General features: G+C 57.6%; 14 protein-coding genes and 1 tRNA gene. 12 read left to right on the top strand and 3 right to left on the bottom strand.

The genetic code is table 11. From position 1 onward, the window contains the following. The coding region (locus MARLIPOL_RS14240; protein ID WP_012138925.1) for a 6-phosphofructokinase at positions 1 to 1,219 on the bottom strand (1,219 nt) is incomplete at its 3' end. Between the two features lie 162 nt (positions 1,220 to 1,381). Between MARLIPOL_RS14240 and mpl the strand changes: the two genes are divergently transcribed. The 4 genes from mpl (at position 1,382) to MARLIPOL_RS14220 (ending at position 6,661) form a co-directional block, all read left to right on the top strand. Continuing rightward, the gene (mpl, locus tag MARLIPOL_RS14235) at positions 1,382 to 2,779 is read left to right on the top strand and encodes a UDP-N-acetylmuramate:L-alanyl-gamma-D-glutamyl-meso-diaminopimelate ligase (RefSeq protein WP_012138924.1); all 1,398 of its coding nucleotides are present in this window, start codon (positions 1,382 to 1,384) and stop codon (positions 2,777 to 2,779) included. Continuing rightward, on the top strand, positions 2,776 to 3,429 hold the full coding sequence (locus MARLIPOL_RS14230; RefSeq protein WP_012138923.1) for a flavin prenyltransferase UbiX: 654 nt from the start codon (positions 2,776 to 2,778) through the stop codon (positions 3,427 to 3,429). The genes mpl and MARLIPOL_RS14230 overlap by 4 nt, the downstream gene beginning before the upstream one ends. 111 nt (positions 3,430 to 3,540) lie before the next feature. Next, positions 3,541 to 4,680, top strand: a complete 1,140-nt coding sequence (locus MARLIPOL_RS14225; RefSeq protein ID WP_012138922.1) for an acyl-CoA dehydrogenase family protein — start codon at positions 3,541 to 3,543, stop codon at positions 4,678 to 4,680. A gap of 139 nt (positions 4,681 to 4,819) precedes the next feature. Continuing rightward, on the top strand, positions 4,820 to 6,661 hold the full coding sequence (locus tag MARLIPOL_RS14220) for a hypothetical protein (RefSeq protein ID WP_012138921.1): 1,842 nt from the start codon (positions 4,820 to 4,822) through the stop codon (positions 6,659 to 6,661). Between the two features lie 82 nt (positions 6,662 to 6,743). On the opposite strand, the gene MARLIPOL_RS14215 is transcribed toward MARLIPOL_RS14220, so the two are convergent. Continuing rightward, a tRNA-Leu gene (locus tag MARLIPOL_RS14215) sits at positions 6,744 to 6,830 on the bottom strand. Between the two features lie 251 nt (positions 6,831 to 7,081). Between MARLIPOL_RS14215 and rnr the strand changes: the two genes are divergently transcribed. From rnr to alr, 8 genes are all read left to right on the top strand, one after another. Next, positions 7,082 to 9,625 (top strand): ribonuclease R, encoded by a 2,544-nt coding sequence (gene rnr, locus MARLIPOL_RS14210; protein ID WP_012138920.1) that lies wholly within the window; start codon positions 7,082 to 7,084, stop codon positions 9,623 to 9,625. A gap of 3 nt (positions 9,626 to 9,628) precedes the next feature. After that, positions 9,629 to 10,366 (top strand): 23S rRNA (guanosine(2251)-2'-O)-methyltransferase RlmB, encoded by a 738-nt coding sequence (gene rlmB / locus MARLIPOL_RS14205; protein WP_012138919.1) that lies wholly within the window; start codon positions 9,629 to 9,631, stop codon positions 10,364 to 10,366. Positions 10,367 to 10,595: 229 nt separating this feature from the next. Beyond that, positions 10,596 to 11,015 (top strand): 30S ribosomal protein S6, encoded by a 420-nt coding sequence (gene rpsF, locus MARLIPOL_RS14200; RefSeq protein ID WP_012138918.1) that lies wholly within the window; start codon positions 10,596 to 10,598, stop codon positions 11,013 to 11,015. Positions 11,016 to 11,040: 25 nt separating this feature from the next. After that, on the top strand, positions 11,041 to 11,271 hold the full coding sequence (gene rpsR / locus MARLIPOL_RS14195; protein WP_012138917.1) for a 30S ribosomal protein S18: 231 nt from the start codon (positions 11,041 to 11,043) through the stop codon (positions 11,269 to 11,271). 26 nt (positions 11,272 to 11,297) lie between these two features. After that, a complete protein-coding gene (locus MARLIPOL_RS14190; RefSeq protein WP_012138916.1) occupies positions 11,298 to 12,164 on the top strand; it encodes a YybS family protein in 867 nt (288 codons plus the stop codon). Positions 12,165 to 12,184: 20 nt separating this feature from the next. Next, entirely contained in the window at positions 12,185 to 12,631 is a 447-nt protein-coding gene (rplI, locus tag MARLIPOL_RS14185) for a 50S ribosomal protein L9 (RefSeq protein WP_012138915.1), read from the top strand. A gap of 228 nt (positions 12,632 to 12,859) precedes the next feature. After that, a complete protein-coding gene (gene dnaB / locus MARLIPOL_RS14180; RefSeq protein WP_012138914.1) occupies positions 12,860 to 14,266 on the top strand; it encodes a replicative DNA helicase in 1,407 nt (468 codons plus the stop codon). Next, the gene (gene alr, locus MARLIPOL_RS14175) at positions 14,266 to 15,345 is read left to right on the top strand and encodes an alanine racemase (protein ID WP_012138912.1); all 1,080 of its coding nucleotides are present in this window, start codon (positions 14,266 to 14,268) and stop codon (positions 15,343 to 15,345) included. The genes dnaB and alr overlap by 1 nt, the downstream gene beginning before the upstream one ends. Before the next feature lie 13 nt (positions 15,346 to 15,358). Here alr and MARLIPOL_RS14170 read toward each other — a convergent pair whose 3' ends face one another. After that, positions 15,359 to 15,718 (bottom strand): hypothetical protein, encoded by a 360-nt coding sequence (locus MARLIPOL_RS14170; protein ID WP_012138911.1) that lies wholly within the window; start codon positions 15,716 to 15,718, stop codon positions 15,359 to 15,361. Positions 15,719 to 15,776: the final 58 nt, after the last annotated feature.

Below are 15,776 nucleotides of genomic sequence, written 5' to 3'. Positions count from 1 at the left end.
TCTGCAGTTTTGCTACCCGGGGCAGGCCGTTGTCGAACGGCGGGAAGCTCTCACCGTAAATCAGTGGCTCCAGGTAGTCGCGGCAATCCTGGGTGATGTGAAAGCCGTCATCCGAAATGTAATGGATGGGCATTTTCTTTTCCTGGTTCGCCACTTCACTCAGTGGTGCTTCGCCGATGTGCCAGCGATACGGTTTGGATTGTTCGCGGACAATCGTCGGCATCAACGCCTGCTTGCCTTCCATCGCCATTTCAACCGCCGCCTTGCCGACCGCATAGGCTTGTTCAACATCCGTCGCTGAGGCGATATGGCGTGCGCTGCGCTGCAGGTAATCCGCTACGGCCCAGTGGTACTTGTAACCCAGAGCCTGTTTGACCATATTGGCCAGTGCCGGTGCAACGCCGCCAAGCTGGGTATGGCCAAAGGCATCCTTGGCGCCGGCATCGGCCAGGAAGCGTCCGTCCTCGTACTGGGCGCCTTCAGAGGCCACGACCACACAGTACCCGTACTCCTTCACACAGAATTCCACCCGCGCCAGGAAGGCTTCGCGGTCGAACGGCATCTCCGGGAACAGAATGATGTGAGGTGGCTGGTCTTCGCTCTCACCGGCCAGTCCGCCCGCGGCGGCGATCCAGCCGGCGTGGCGCCCCATGACCTCAAGAATGAACACCTTGGTGGAGGTTTCACACATGGACTTGATGTCGAGCCCGGCTTCCAGGGTAGAAGTGGCAATGTACTTGGCCACCGAACCGAAGCCGGGGCAGCAGTCGGTGAAGGGCAAGTCGTTGTCCACGGTTTTGGGCACGCCGATACAGGTAATCGGGTAGCCCATTTTCTCGGCCAGCTGGGAAACCTTGTAAGCCGTATCCGGGGAATCACCGCCGCCATTGTAAAAGAAGTAACCAATGTCATGGGCGCGAAACACTTCGATCAGGCGTTCGTATTCACGCTTGTTCTCGGAAATGTTCTTGAGCTTGTGGCGGCACGACCCGAACGCACCGCCGGGGGTGTGGATCAGCGCCTGAATGGCGTCATCGCTTTCCAGGCTGGTATCAATCAGCTCTTCCTTGAGTGCGCCAATGATGCCGTTGCGACCGGCATAGACCTTGCCGATGCGTTCCGGGTATTTGCGTGCGGTCTGGATAACCCCGCAGGCGCTGGCGTTAATGACTGCGGTCACACCGCCGGATTGAGCGTAAAAAGCGTTCTTGGTGGCCATCTCGGGCTGGAGCCTCCTGCTGGTTCAGTAAATGCCGCAGATGATACGCCAAATCCCGGTTTTTTTCATGAGCAGGATTGCGGATAACAACTTGACGGCCTGCGGCGTATACGGGACGCTTGGCACGTTTCATTCAGGGCCAATCGAGAGGTCAGACCGGTCATGCATATTCATATCCTGGGAATTTGTGGCACATTCATGGGCAGCCTCGCGGTGTTGGCCCGGGAATTGGGCCACACGGTAACAGGCTCGGATCAGGGGGTATATCCGCCCATGAGCACCCAGTTGGAAGCCCAGGGCATCGGCCTGATGGAAGGGTATCGCGCAGAAAACCTGGAACCGAAACCGGATCTGGTGCTTATCGGTAATGCCATGTCCCGGGGCAATCCCGAGGTGGAGGCGGTCCTTAATCGTAATATTGATTATATGTCTGGCCCGGAATGGCTGGCCCGGGAAGTATTGCGCCATCGTTGGGTACTGGCTGTTGCCGGAACTCACGGCAAGACCACCACCACCTCCATGCTGCTGTGGATTCTCGAGCAGGCCGGTTTTGATGCCGGTTACCTGGTAGGTGGGGTGCCGAAGGACTTTCCGGTGTCGGCCCGCCTGGGGTCGAGTGACTTCTTCGTGATTGAGGCCGATGAATACGACAGTGCCTTTTTCGACAAGCGCTCGAAGTTTGTCCATTACCGCCCCCACACTCTGATCATGAATAACCTGGAGTTCGATCACGCTGACATCTTCGACAATGTCGAGGCCATCGAGCGCCAATTCCATCATCTGGTTCGAACTGTGCCATCCAGCGGCCTGATCATTCGTCCGGCGAACGACGTGCACCTGGACCGGGCCCTGGAGATGGGGTGCTGGAGCGGGGTGCAAACCACTGCCATTGGCAGTGAGGTAGCGTACACGACGGATTGGCGGGCGGAACTGCTGTCGGAGGACGGCAGCCGTTTCATGGTGGTTCATCATGAGCAGCCTGTGGCTACCGTTACCTGGAGCCAGACCGGGCTGCATAATGTGCGCAATGCCCTGGCGGCCATCGCCGCCGCTCGCCATGTGGGGGTGACACCGGATCACGCCGTCGCTGCTCTGTGCCGATTTTCCGGAGTGAAACGGCGGATGGAACTGCTGGCGGAGATCCACGGCGTCAGTGTGTATGATGACTTCGCCCACCATCCGACCGCGATCGCGACCACCCTGGAGGGATTGCGTAACAAGGTGGGTGACGAACCAGTGATCGCCCTGATTGAGCCCCGATCGAACACCATGCAGCAGGGTGTGCACCAGCAGGCTTTGTTGCCGAGCGCCGTTGCTGCCGACCATGTTATCTGGGCCAACCTGAATCAACTGGAGTGGTTGCCCGCTCTGGTGACGGCCTGGCAGGGCGGCGAAGGTGAAACCGTGCGGCATTATGTGGGGGAGAGTGTGGATGCCCTGATCGAGCAGGCACTGGCGAATGTGAACGGTCCCTGCCACATTGTGATTATGAGCAACGGCGGATTTGGCGGTATTCACCAGAAACTGATTGCCGAACTCGAGCGTAGATACCCGGTATGACAGAACCTTTGGTACAACCACGGACCATCAACCTGGCGTTTACCGGTGCATCCGGCGCCCAGTACGGCCTGCGTCTGTTGCAGTGCCTGATGGCGGCCGGATGTACAGTGAATGTGATGGTCAGTCGTGCCGCCCAGGTGGTGATCGCCACGGAAACCGACCTGAAACTGCCAGGCTCTCCGCAGGCGATGCAGGAGGCGCTGACGGAGTATGCTGGTGCGCGCCCTGGTCAATTGCTGGTATTCGGGCGGGAAGACTGGTTTGCGCCGCCTGCCTCCGGCTCTGGCGAAAAAGCCCCGTTGGTGGTGTGTCCCTGCAGCACCGGCACCCTGTCCGCATTGGCCACCGGCGCCAGCAACAACCTGATCGAGCGGGCCGGAGATGTGGCTCTGAAAGAGCGCCGGCAACTGATCCTGGTGCCCCGTGAAGCGCCATACTCGGAGGTGCACCTGGAGAACATGTTGCGGCTGACCCGCATGGGCGCGGTCATCATGCCGGCCAGTCCCGGGTTCTATCACAGTCCACAGTCAGTGAGTGATCTGGTCGATTTCATTGTGGCTCGCATTCTTGATCACCTGGGCCTTCCCCAGGATCTCATGCCACGCTGGGGCGAGGAGCGCGCGAAGGGAAAGCGTGGCGACCAGGGTTAGGCGATGGTTTTGGTCAGCCCGATTGATGGTTTTCACCATTGAGCGAAATCGCCTCTGGGCCGAGACTTGGTGAACGATAACCACAACACAGGTCATTCACCGAGGTTTACCATGATTCCACGCACACTCTTTGATGCCGATCTCGACGGCTTCCGCGATTCCGTTCGTAAATTCCTGGAGCAGGAAGCGGCTCCCTACCATGAGCAATGGGAAAAAGACGGACACGTCAGCCGCGAACTGTGGACCAAAGCCGGCGAGTTGGGCTTCCTGTGTCCGACCATGCCGGAAGAGTTTGGTGGTGTGGGCGCAGATTTCCGATACAGCGCCGTGATCATGGAAGAGATTTCCTATGCCGGCCTGTCCGGTATTGGGTGGGGGCTGCATTCTGACATCGTGGCACCTTACATCCTTAATTACGGCTCTCAGGAACAAAAGGAGCGGTACCTGCCCAAGCTGGCATCCGGTGAGATGATCGGGGCCATTGCCATGAGCGAACCCGGCGCCGGTTCTGATCTTCAGGGCGTAAGAACCACCGCGATCAAGGATGGCGATCACTATATTCTCAACGGCTCCAAGACCTTTATCACCAACGGCCAGATGGCTGACCTGGTCATTGTCGTAGCCAAGACCGATCCCAAGGAAGGCGCCAAAGGCACCAGCCTGCTGATCGTCGAAACCGAGTGGGAAGGCTTTGAGAAAGGCCAGAACCTGAACAAGGTCGGCATGAAAGCTCAGGATACCTCCGAGCTGTTCTTTCAGGATGTGAAAGTGCCGGCGGAGAACCTGCTGGGGTCAATGGAAGGGCAGGGGTTCTTCCAGCTTATGCAGGAACTGCCTGCCGAGCGCCTACAGGTGGCACTGACTGCCGTTGCTGCGGCCGAGGCCGCCTGGCAGTGGACTCTGGATTACGTCAAGGAGCGCAAAGCGTTCTCCAAGCCGGTGATTGCTTACCAGAATACCCGTTTCAAGCTGGCGGAAATGAAATCGGAAATCACCGCTGCCCGGGTTTTCTGTGATCGCTGCCTGGAGCTGCACCTGGAGAAGAAGCTCGACATTCCGACTGCGGCCATGCTGAAGCAGTGGACCACCGACATTCAGTGCAAGGTGATCGATGAGTGTGTCCAGCTGCACGGTGGCTACGGCTACATGTGGGAATACCCGATTGCCCGGGCCTGGGCGGATTCCCGCGCCCAGCGCATTTATGCCGGTACCAATGAAATCATGAAGGAAATTGTTGCCCGTTCATTCTGATCTGGCTGGCTCCGGTATCGTGAGGTGCCGGAGCTTTTCGTTACCAAACTTTACAAATTGCCAAGCCTATCAAGGTTCCCTTCTCCAACATCCCCTAGAGTAGCGGCACAACCTCCAACAAGGATAACCGGTTGCTGCCATGAAATGCGTTCTTTCCCTGTCTGTATTGCTGATTACCCTGACAATGGCCGGCTGTGGCGAAAAATCTGATGAGCTGCCCGTCGATGGGCGTGATTTCGACGGTGTTGGCTACAGTGAGCCCGCCCCCTACACCGGAAGAGTGATTGATGGATACCTGCGTAACGCCAGGGTATGGCTTGATATTGATGGTGACAGCCAATACTCACCCGGCCCCCTGACTGTCGTGCTGGACTCCGGCACCGAAGTGATCCTGCCGGAGGGGGAGCCCACAGCGATGTCCGGGGCAAACGGCGTGTTTTCGCTGGATATTCAGGCATTGGTGCGTAATTCTGCCGAAGCCCCCGACATCGATCCAAGGGAATATTCCCTGTACGCCCTGACATTGCCGGGTAAAACGGTTGAGCAGTTGCCCGATGGTGATCGACCGGTCGACAGTGCCTATTTGATGTCTGCGCCACCCGGTGTCAGGCAGGTTACCCCGTTAACCACCCTGGCTCGTTTTGGCAATCTGGTCAGCGCGGGGTCAGCGGTTTCGGGTAGTGCCACGCCAGCCCTGACAGGCGTGAATCTGCTGTCGGATTACATCCAGTCCGGGGATCAGCGGGCCCACGCTTATGCCCGGGCTTTTGCCCGATTCATGGCAAGTCAGTTTCCTGCGCCATACAACGAAGCGTTGGCGGCCAATGGCGCCGATGGAACCGAGCGGCTCTTGAGTCGGCAGGCGGCCTACCTGCTGGGGCTTTCGCTGGTCCGGAATGCGTCAGACATTGTCGCTATTGTGGACGAAGCGGCCTCCCCGGGTGGGTATGCCGATGTCGATGTGAGTAATCTGGCGTTGCCAGAGGTGGCGCTGGATTTGTCCGACCCTATGCTGTTAACACGGCAGGTGGTCTCGGCTCAGTCGGAATACGGTGACTTGCCGGCCAGTCCGTCCAGCCTGATGACCACGGCGGAGCTGTCTTTTGACTACGAGCCTGATGGCCGGGTTAGGGTAATTTCGGCTGACGGCTGCATGGCGCCGTCGATGACGGAATTGGCGCGACTGGTCAGTGTCGGTGGTCGAATGGCAAGCCTGGAAACCCAGTGGCTGCCCTCCATCTCGTTGTCCCTGCAAAGCCGGGTCGCCTATGAGAACGATGGTGTGGATGAGCGGCTGACCTTCGACTGGGAGCATCAGCGAATTTATTTCGAAACCACCACCCAGTGTCAGGATGGCTTGGCCGATACCTCGGAATTCGGAGGGCCGCCGGAGGTGACTTACAGCTGGGTTCGGGAGGATGATGGGGTTGCGGAGCTGACGGCGACGTCTGACAACGAGGTCCGTGTGCTTCAGTTGGACTACGCTAATGGCACGCCCTTGTTCGCCGGTCATCGTCTGCTGGTCAATGAAGTAGAGCAGGCTGTGCTGAGTCTGGGGGAGCTGGCAGAGTGTGTTCCGGTTTTGGATGTTGAGGGTTCAAGCCATGTGGTTTCCGCGCAGCAGAATTACAGTTATGCCGCGATTGATGCGCCGGTCGGGTTTGACGCTTTGACGCTGGAGTTCGATATCCGCAACGAGTATTTTCGGCTGCTGCGCTACTCATTCGCTGATATGGCCTTGGCCGGGCTTGATCATGTTTCCTCAGACGGTGGATTCGACTGGATTATGGTTTACCCGGAGGAGGGTGCCGCAGCTTACGTGGACGACCAGCCCAACCTGATTGCCGATGCGTATCTCACGGGCCCCAGAACGCCTGCGGACTGTGGCCGGGAGTTCGAAGAGGTGCCATTCGGGGTATTTGGACAGATAAGCTACGAGTACCAGCGTTTGTCGGGTTATCTGGCCGAACAGGCGCAATAACAACAGCTCGGGCCAATGAGTGCCTGAGTGGATTCGAAGAGTTGCTTTGGGATTCTTTCTTGCCACTTCCCGGGGGAGGAAGTGGTGCCGAGGAGAGGACTTGAACCTCCACGGGGTTGCCCCCACTAGCACCTGAAGCTAGCGTGTCTACCAATTTCACCACCTCGGCAGGTGATTCACAGATGCGCCTATAGTTTATTGAAAACTTGGCGTTTCTGCCAGCGGTGAGGTGTGTCCCTCAACCGATGGCGCGTACTTTAATGATTACGGAAAAAGCTGTCAAATATTTTTTCGGGAAATTTCTGGAAATTAATGGCTTTATTTTGCAGCCGGTTAGGCAGGCTGGCCGAACCGGCGTTATACTCCTGATCACATGCAATATAACCGCGTTATTTGAATGCGGACAGGACAAGGATCCGAATGGTTTCCAGAAAAAAGACGGACAGAGATCCGCACGCCAGTCGTGAGGCGGAAAAATACGACAACCCCATCCAGAGCCGGGAGTTCATTCTTGAGCATCTGAAAGAGCGCGGTGCTCCGGCTACCCACGAAACCCTCTGTCAGGAGCTCGGGCAGAATTCCCCGGAAGGTATCGAGGCATTGCGGCGCCGGTTGATCGCGATGTGCCGTGACGGCCAGATGATCTGTAATCGTCGGGGCGCTTATTTGCCGATTGAAGAGGCGGACCTGGTCACGGGACGGATCATAGGGCACAAGGATGGTTTCGGTTTCCTGGTCCCGGACGATGGCGGTAGTGACCTGTTCCTGACCGCGCGTCAGATGCGTCAGGTATTTCATGGCGACCGTGTTGCCGCGCGGGTTGACCGGGTTGATGACAAGGGGCGTCGGGAAGGGGTGATTGTCGAGGTGCTGGAGCACAAGACCAGCCAGACCGTCGGTCGCTTCTTCCAGGAAAGTGGCATCAGCTTTGTGGTTCCGGAGAACGCACGCATCAACCACGAGGTGTTGATTCCGCAGGAGCATAGTGGTGAGGCCCGTCACGGTCAGTATGTGGTGGTGGATATTATCCGTCAGCCGACTGTGCGTACCCAGCCGTTAGGCAAGGTGGTGGAGGTGCTTGGCGAGCACATGGCGCCGGGCATGGAGATTGATGTTGCCATCCGGTCCTACGATATTCCTCACAGCTGGCCACCTGCGGTAGGTGAACAGACAGCGAAGATTCCGGAGGAAGTGGCGGAGAAGGACAAGACGAATCGCGTTGATATCCGCAATCTTCGACTGGTCACCATCGATGACGAAACTGCCCGGGACTTTGATGACGCGGTTTACTGCGAACCCCGGGCCAGGGGTGGCTACCGGCTGCTGGTCGCGATTGCCGACGTCTCCCATTACGTGCGCCCGGGAACGCCGCTGGACGAGGAAGCGGTCAATCGCAGTACGTCTGTGTACTTTCCGGATCACGTGGTACCGATGCTGCCGGAGAAACTGTCCAATGGCCTGTGCTCCCTGAATCCGGGAGTGGATCGTCTGTGCATGGTGGCCGACATGACCATCAGCGCCGCTGGCAACATCAGCAGCTACAGTTTCTATCAGGCGGTCATGTACAGCCATGCGCGCCTTACCTACAACAAGGTGAGCGACATGCTGACTCAGCCGGACACCGAGTCCGGCTACCGGTTGTGCGAGCAATACGCCCACGTGCTTCCGCAGTTGCACAATCTGTACGGTCTTTACCAGCTGCTACGCAAGGCGCGTACCGAGCGTGGTGCGATTGATTTCGAGACTACCGAAACCAAGATCGTTTTCGATGCCAACCGGAAGATTGAAGAAATCGTTCCGGTGCAGCGCAATGAAGCCCACAAGATTATTGAGGAATGCATGCTGTGCGCTAACGTGGCCACTGCCCGCTTCCTCAAGAAGTACAGATTGCCAGCCTTGTATCGGGTTCACGATGGGCCTTCGGAGGAGCGTCTGAACGCCGTTCGGTTGTTCCTGGCGGAGCTGGGGCTGCAGTTGGGTGGTGGTGACAGCCCGACCTCCGCGGACTACCAGGCGCTGCTGTCGCAGATTGCGGATCGCTCGGATGCCAGCGTGATCCAGACGGTCATGTTGAGATCCCTGAGTCAGGCGGTCTACAGCCCGGAGGAAAGCGGTCACTTTGGCCTGGGCTTTGCCAGCTATGCCCACTTTACCCCCCCCATCCGCCGTTACCCGGACTTGATCGCGCATCGGGCCATCAAATCCATCGTGCATGGTGAGAAGCCAGCGAAAGATGTGGTCAAGCCGCCCAAGCTGGATCCGGAGCTTGCGGAATACCCCTACGACTTTGCAAGCATGGAGCGACTTGGTGAGCATACTTCCATGGCAGAGCGCCGGGCGGATGACGCTACGCGCGATGTCATGGCCTGGCTCAAGTGTGAATACCTCAGCGACCACGTTGGTGAAGAGTTTGATGGCGTGATTGCCGCCGTGGTGCCTTTTGGCTTCTTTGTGGAGTTGTCCGGCGTCTATATTGAGGGGTTGGTTCATGTTTCGACCCTCAGTGGTGATTTCTTCCATCACGATGCAGCCAAGCATCGTCTGATCGGCGAGCGTACTGCCCAGAGTTTCCGTCTTGGCGACGAGGTCCGCGTCAAAGTGGTCCGTGTTGGCATGGAGGATCGCAAAATTGACCTTGAGCTGATCAGTGAACCCCGTCATCGCCAGGCCGACCGGGATGCGCTTGATGTGACCCGCAAGGAGCCGCGTGGCAAAGCGAAAGGGCGGGGCAAGGGCGCGGGAAAAGACGGTAAAGCCAGATCCCGGCCCGATTCCCGGGAAAAGGCATCGCCCAGAAAGCGCCCGGCCAAAACCGCTGGTGACAAGCCCAAGGGCAAGCCGGCTGCGAGCGAGAAGGGCTCCAGCAACGAGCCGATGTCCGCACGGGACGAGCTCGTTGCCCAGGCGGCCAAGCTGGCCCTTGGCAAGGATAAAAAACGGAAATCCCGCAAGTCAGGAAAATAATCAGTGTCCGGAGAATTCATATTTGGTTGGCACGTGGTTGAGGCTGTCCTCAAGCGCGAGCCGGAGCGGTTGCAGCAGGTCTGGATACAGACCGGACGTCAGGACAAGCGGGTAAAAGGCATTACTGCTGCCCTTGATGACCTTGGTGTTCGCTGGAGTGTGGTGCACCGCAAGGAGCTGGATGAGAAAGTATCCGGTGTCCACCAGGGGATTGTGGCTGCGGTGTCGGAGAGCCGCGAGTGGGGCGAAGACGACCTGATGGCCATGCTGGCGGGGTCCGATAAGCCGCCGTTTCTGCTGGTGCTGGATGGCGTGACCGACCCTCATAATCTGGGGGCCTGTATGCGAACGGCGGATGCCGTCGGCGTGCAGGCAGTGATTGTTCCCAAGGATAAATCTGCAACTTTGACTCCAGTGGCCCGCAAGGTCGCCTGTGGCGCAGCGGAAACCGTGCCCTTTGTGCGGGTGACCAATCTGGCGCGCTGCCTGAGAACCCTGAAGGATGAGGGGGTGTGGCTGATTGGCACTGCAGGTGAAGCGGGCAGCACTTTGTATCAGGCAAACTTCACCGGTGCTGTTGCCCTGGTGATGGGGGCTGAGGGCAAGGGGATGCGGCGACTGACCCGGGAACATTGCGATGCCCTGATTAACATTCCGATGCAGGGGCATGTGGACAGCCTGAATGTCTCCGTGGCTACGGGCGTGTGTCTGTACGAAGCGCTGCGCCAGAGACTTGCATAGTATTCCCGACACGCCTAGAATACGGCACCCCTTTTTATAGGGGTGGTGTTGTATTGTCTGAATTCCGGACAGCAACATGACGCTTTTCATCAGGCCTCTCTGTAACGCCTTATTGATAAAGCAAAAAGAAACCGGCAGCGCGACTGCCACCTCCTTGCTTTCATATTTAACGTCGGCGGGTATTTGTCCCTCGTTAAAAAGGAAGCTGTTTAAACCGTAGGGAGAACTCATGCGTCACTACGAAATCGTATTTATGGTACACCCGGATCAGAGCGAGCAGGTGCCCGCGATGATCGAGCGTTATACCAACGTCATCACTGAAGATGGCGGTAAGGTACATCGCCTGGAAGATTGGGGCCGTCGTCACCTGGCATACCCGATCAACAAGATCCACAAGGCTCATTACGTGCTGCTGAACGCTGAATGTTCACAGGCCGCTATGGACGAGCTGACCCACAACTTCCGGTTTAACGATGCCATCATCCGTGACCTGATTCTGCGTCGCGATGAAGCTGTTACCGATCTGTCTCCGATGAAAGCCGCCGAGTCCCGTGAGGATCGTCGTTCTGGTGGAGATGAGCGTCCGGCACGTCGTCCGGCCGAATCTGACGAGAGTCAGAAGGCTGAGACCCAGGACGAAGAAGAGTAATTAACCGGAGTTGAGGAGTTAAGTTATGGCTCGTTTTTTCAGACGTCGTAAGTTCTGCCGCTTCACGGCAGAGGGTGTTAAAGAGATCGATTACAAGGATCTGGACACCCTGAAAGGTTATATCACTGAAACCGGCAAGATCGTGCCCAGCCGCATCACCGGCACCAAAGCACGTTATCAGCGTCAGCTGGCTACCGCTGTCAAGCGTGCCCGCTACCTGGCACTGCTGCCGTACTCGGACAGCCACGACAACTAATTAACAGATAAACAGGACTTGGGACCATGCGTGCACTTGCACAGTTTGTAATGCGCGGTCCCCTGCAGGCAGGCGGGGTTGCTGCAGTCGCTACTGCGATACCTCTGCTGTTCTGGGTTGGAGCTGCCGTTATCGGCCTGGTAATTCTCAGGTTGGGTATCGGTCAGGGGCTGAGTATCGGTCTCTGGGCATTGCTTCCGGCACTGGGCTGGAGCTGGTTCGGGCAAGACCCGACGGCGCTGGCGGTACTGCTCGAAGTGATGCTGATGGCATCCATTCTCAGGCTGTCCCTGTCATGGGAAAGAGCCCTCCTTGGAGGGAGCTTTCTGGCGATTGTCACAGGGTTGATGTTGCCTGTGCTGTACCCGGGGCTGCTGGACGATCTGGTCCGCACCGGGGTCAGTTTTTACGAACAATACAATGCCGAGGTGGCCCGCAGTCTGGGCGATGAGCTGGAGACAGTCATTCGGGACACCATGAATGCCAGCATGGCGGGCACTTACCTGGTGACAGGTGTGGCAATGACCATGTTGGCAAGATCCTGGCAGGCCGGGCTTTATAACCCCGGCGGTTTCCGGAAAGAGTTCCATGCTTTCCGGCTGTCACCAGCGGTGGCTGTGCTGTGCGCAGTGACCATGGTGGTAGGGCCCTTTCTGGGGCTGAACTCGATGTTGCTCGGGTGGGCTGCAGGCATGCCGCTTTTTGTTGCGGCTCTGGCGCTTGTTCACGGTGTGGTTGGTCGTAAAGGTCTGAGTGGTCAGTGGCTGGTGCTGTTTTACATCGCACTGGTGCTTCTGGGCCCAAGCCTGATGATTCTGTTGGTGTTTCTGGCGTTTGTGGATAGCTGGCTGGATATCCGGGGGCGAATCAAGCCTGCCGGGCCGGCTGAATAAAGCACGAAGAGGTTAACGAGATGGAAGTTATTCTGCTCGAGAAAGTAGCAAACCTTGGTTCACTGGGTGACAAGGTCAAGGTAAAGGCCGGTTACGGTCGTAATTTTCTGCTGCCATACGGCAAAGCCGTTGCAGCCACTGCTGACAACCTGAAGGCCTTTGAAGAGCGCCGTGCAGAACTGGAAAAGGTCGCCGCTGAAAAGCTGGCTACTGCCCAGACTCGCGCTGAAGCTCTGGAAGGCGCTTCCTTCACCATCGCTTCCAAGGCTGGTGAGGAAGGCAAGCTGTTTGGTTCTATCGGTGTGCGCGACATTGCTGACGCTGTCACTGCCGGCGGTACTGAAGTCGAGAAGAGCGAAGTTCGTCTGCCTGAAGGTCCGCTGCGCGCGACCGGCGAGTACGACATTGAGCTGCAGCTGCACTCTGACGTCACCGTTGGTATCAAGCTGGTTGTTGTTGCCGAGTAATCGGCGGCTGCATCGTGTTAGTCCGGCGTCGCCGTCGGAGTTCTGACACGACCAGTGGCAAAGGCCGGGGCTCTGGATAGTTTGGAGCCCCTGCTGTACAGGCCCGGTTCCGCGCAAGCGGTTCCGGGCCTGTTGCATTCTGATATGATCTTTTATTTGCAGCCCTCCCATCGCGGATGTAATAGGCTTAAACTGTCGCGGAAAAGATCCTTAACTGAAGATGTGTTCATGGCCAATCCCAATCTCAAGCCCGCAAAAACAGATTTAGAAACCAGCCGTATCAAGGTTCCGCCTCACTCTGTCGAAGCCGAGCAGGCGGTTCTTGGTGGTTTGATGCTGGATAATCGCCGGTTTGATGAAATCAGTGAGGTTATCTCCGCCGCTGATTTCTACCGGCAGGACCATCGGCTGATATTCGCGGCGGCGGAGCGCCTGGCCAGCGAGAGCGAACCTCTGGATGTCGTCACCCTGGCCGAGTTCCTGGAGCGTGCGGGCGATATTGAAGACGCTGGCGGTCTGTCCTATCTCGCGGAAATGGCGGAAAAGACGCCCGGTGCGGCAAACATTCGTGCCTATGCTGATATTGTCAAAGAGCGGGCCATATTACGGAGCCTCGTTGAGGTTTCGGGACAGATCGCGGATTCCGCCTTCAATCCCCTGGGGCGTACCAGTGCGGAGGTTCTGGATGAGGCGGAGCGAAGTGTATTTAAAATTGCCGAATCCCGTGCCAAGGAAGGTTCTGGCCCGCAGGCTATCAATCCCATTCTGACCAAGGCCTTGAGCAGAATTGAGGAGTTGTTTGAGTCTGGCGAGCAGACGACCGGTTTGACCACCGGTTTCAGGGATCTGGATGAGCAGACCTCAGGTATGCAGCCGGCAGACCTGATTATTGTGGCGGGGCGCCCGTCCATGGGTAAGACCACCTTCGCCATGAACATCGTGGAAAACGCCCTGATCAGCACTGGCACGCCGGTTCTGGTATTCAGTATGGAGATGCCGGCCGATGCCCTGGCGATGCGTATGCTCTCTTCCCTGGGGCGGATTGACCAGACCAAAGTGCGAGGTGGCAAGCTGGAAGAGGATGACTGGCCGCGACTGACCTCAGCGGTGAGCTTGCTGAAAGACAAACCTCTTTATATTGACGATACGCCGGGTCTGAGTCCCACCGAAATGCGTTCCCGCGCCCGGAGAATTGCCCGTGAGAACGATGGCAAGATTGGTCTGATCATGGTGGATTACCTTCAGCTGATGCGTGTGCCGGGCAACACCGAAGGCCGAACGGCAGAGATTTCGGAAATCTCCCGCTCGCTAAAAGGTATCGCGAAAGAACTTAGCTGTCCCGTGGTGGCCCTGTCCCAGTTGAACCGGAGTCTGGAGCAACGCCCCAACAAACGCCCGGTAAACTCGGATTTGCGGGAATCCGGCGCGATTGAGCAGGACGCCGACGTCATCATGTTTGTATACCGGGATGAGGTCTACAACGAAGACACCCCGGACAAGGGTATTGCCGAAATCATCATTGGTAAGCAGCGTAATGGTCCAATCGGGACCATTCGCCTGGCGTTTATCGGCAAGTACACCAAGTTCGAAGACCTGGCCCATGGGGATTATGGCGATTACGGTGGTGATTACTGATGCCGCGAAGTACCGTTGCCCGCATTGACCTGGAGGCGTTGCGCCACAATTACCGGTTAGCCCGTGAGCGCGCGGGTGACGCCCGGGTCATGGCGGTCATTAAGGCCGACGGGTATGGTCATGGTATCCGTCAGGTTGCCAGGGCGCTGGCTGGAGAGGCTCCCCGCTATGGGGTTGCCTGTCTTGAAGAGGCGATGGCGGTTCGGAAAGAAGGGCTTGCCCAGCCGGTGGTGATGCTTCAGGGGACTCATGCGCCGGAAGATGTGGCCTTGTGTGCCGACCAAGGCTTCCAGCCAGTCATGCACAGCGATTACCAGTTGGCGTGGCTGAGAGACGCACCGTCCACCCCGGATTTCTGGCTGAAAGTAAACACCGGTATGAATCGGTTGGGATTTCCTGCGGATGATTTGACCGGAAGGGTGGAGCCATTGCTGGCATCACCGGCCCTGAAATCCGCATTGCAGGGATTTGTCACTCATTTCGCTTGCGCCGATGATCATGACAGCAGTTTTACGCTTGAGCAGACAAGGTGTTTCAAGGCAGCGGTATCACCCTGGCCGGATCTGGAGAGAAGTGTTGCTAATTCTGCCGCGCATTTTTTTCCAGGGCAGGAGCTGTTTGACTGGAGCCGACCGGGCATCATGCTCTACGGTGCGTCCCCGATCATCGGTGTGACCGGGCCAGAGCTGGGCCTGAGAGCGGCGATGACGTTGGAAGCTCCGTTGATTGCCCGGCGTGTGCTCAAGGCCGGTGACAGTGTCGGTTATGGTTCCAGCTGGGTAGCGGAAAAAGAGACACCGATGGGTATAGTGGCTGTCGGTTATGGTGACGGATACCCACGCCATGCCGGCACGGGGACGCCGGCAGCGGTTAACGGTAAGCGTATCCGCCTGATTGGTCGGGTTTCCATGGATATGCTGGCGGTGGATCTGTCGGAGGCGCCAGAGACGCAGGCCGGGGATCGGGTAGAGCTGTGGGGCAATCAGGTCAGCGTGGATGAAGTTGCCGGGCATGCCGGCACCATCGCCTATGAACTGCTAACGGGGGTGACAGCCCGGGTGCCCAGGCTGTACCCATAAGCGTCAATTCGACTCAGGCGGCAGTTTCCGGCTCGTGGATGATTTCTTCCACGAAATCCAGAATGGAGTGCAGGCTGCGGTCATCGAGCTTTTTCAGCACTTTGTGAATGACCATCTTGCTACCCTTGAGCATACTGCCGATGCCCATTTTGGCCATGCTCATCATCATGTTGCCGGCGTTGAGGCGGCGCAGGGGTTCAAGGAAGAAGAAGTCGAGCCCTTCTTCGGTCATCTCCACAATCAGGTTGTAGAGCTTGTCGATAGCCTCTTTGTCGGCCTTGCTGCGTCCGCGAAGCTCTTCAACGGTTAACAGGGCGCGTGTGCGCAGTTCATCGGGAATCGGTGCAACAATGTGGCTTTGCTGTTTCAGCATGTCAGTTCCTGTTGTTGTATGCTCTTCAGGTTCGGATTGGGTCATTTGCGTAGTATTG

Source organism: Marinobacter lipolyticus SM19 (genome assembly GCF_000397065.2).
Classification (GTDB): Bacteria; Pseudomonadota; Gammaproteobacteria; order Pseudomonadales; family Oleiphilaceae; genus Marinobacter; species Marinobacter lipolyticus.
Note: the sequence above shows the minus strand (reverse complement) of the source record. Positions and strands in the feature narration are given on the sequence as shown.

Bases quoted from the DNA above. Each gene is read 5' to 3' on its own strand.
- mpl (WP_012138924.1), top strand. From the start codon at position 1,382: ATGCATATTCATATCCTGGGAATTTGTGGCACATTCATGGGCAGCCTC.
- MARLIPOL_RS14230 (WP_012138923.1), top strand. From the start codon at position 2,776: ATGACAGAACCTTTGGTACAACCACGGACCATCAACCTGGCGTTTACC.
- MARLIPOL_RS14225 (WP_012138922.1), top strand. From the start codon at position 3,541: ATGATTCCACGCACACTCTTTGATGCCGATCTCGACGGCTTCCGCGAT.
- MARLIPOL_RS14220 (WP_012138921.1), top strand. From the start codon at position 4,820: ATGAAATGCGTTCTTTCCCTGTCTGTATTGCTGATTACCCTGACAATG.
- rnr (WP_012138920.1), top strand. From the start codon at position 7,082: ATGGTTTCCAGAAAAAAGACGGACAGAGATCCGCACGCCAGTCGTGAG.
- rpsF (WP_012138918.1), top strand. From the start codon at position 10,596: ATGCGTCACTACGAAATCGTATTTATGGTACACCCGGATCAGAGCGAG.
- rpsR (WP_012138917.1), top strand. From the start codon at position 11,041: ATGGCTCGTTTTTTCAGACGTCGTAAGTTCTGCCGCTTCACGGCAGAG.
- MARLIPOL_RS14190 (WP_012138916.1), top strand. From the start codon at position 11,298: ATGCGTGCACTTGCACAGTTTGTAATGCGCGGTCCCCTGCAGGCAGGC.
- rplI (WP_012138915.1), top strand. From the start codon at position 12,185: ATGGAAGTTATTCTGCTCGAGAAAGTAGCAAACCTTGGTTCACTGGGT.
- dnaB (WP_012138914.1), top strand. From the start codon at position 12,860: ATGGCCAATCCCAATCTCAAGCCCGCAAAAACAGATTTAGAAACCAGC.
- alr (WP_012138912.1), top strand. From the start codon at position 14,266: ATGCCGCGAAGTACCGTTGCCCGCATTGACCTGGAGGCGTTGCGCCAC.
- MARLIPOL_RS14170 (WP_012138911.1), bottom strand. From the start codon at position 15,718: ATGCTGAAACAGCAAAGCCACATTGTTGCACCGATTCCCGATGAACTG.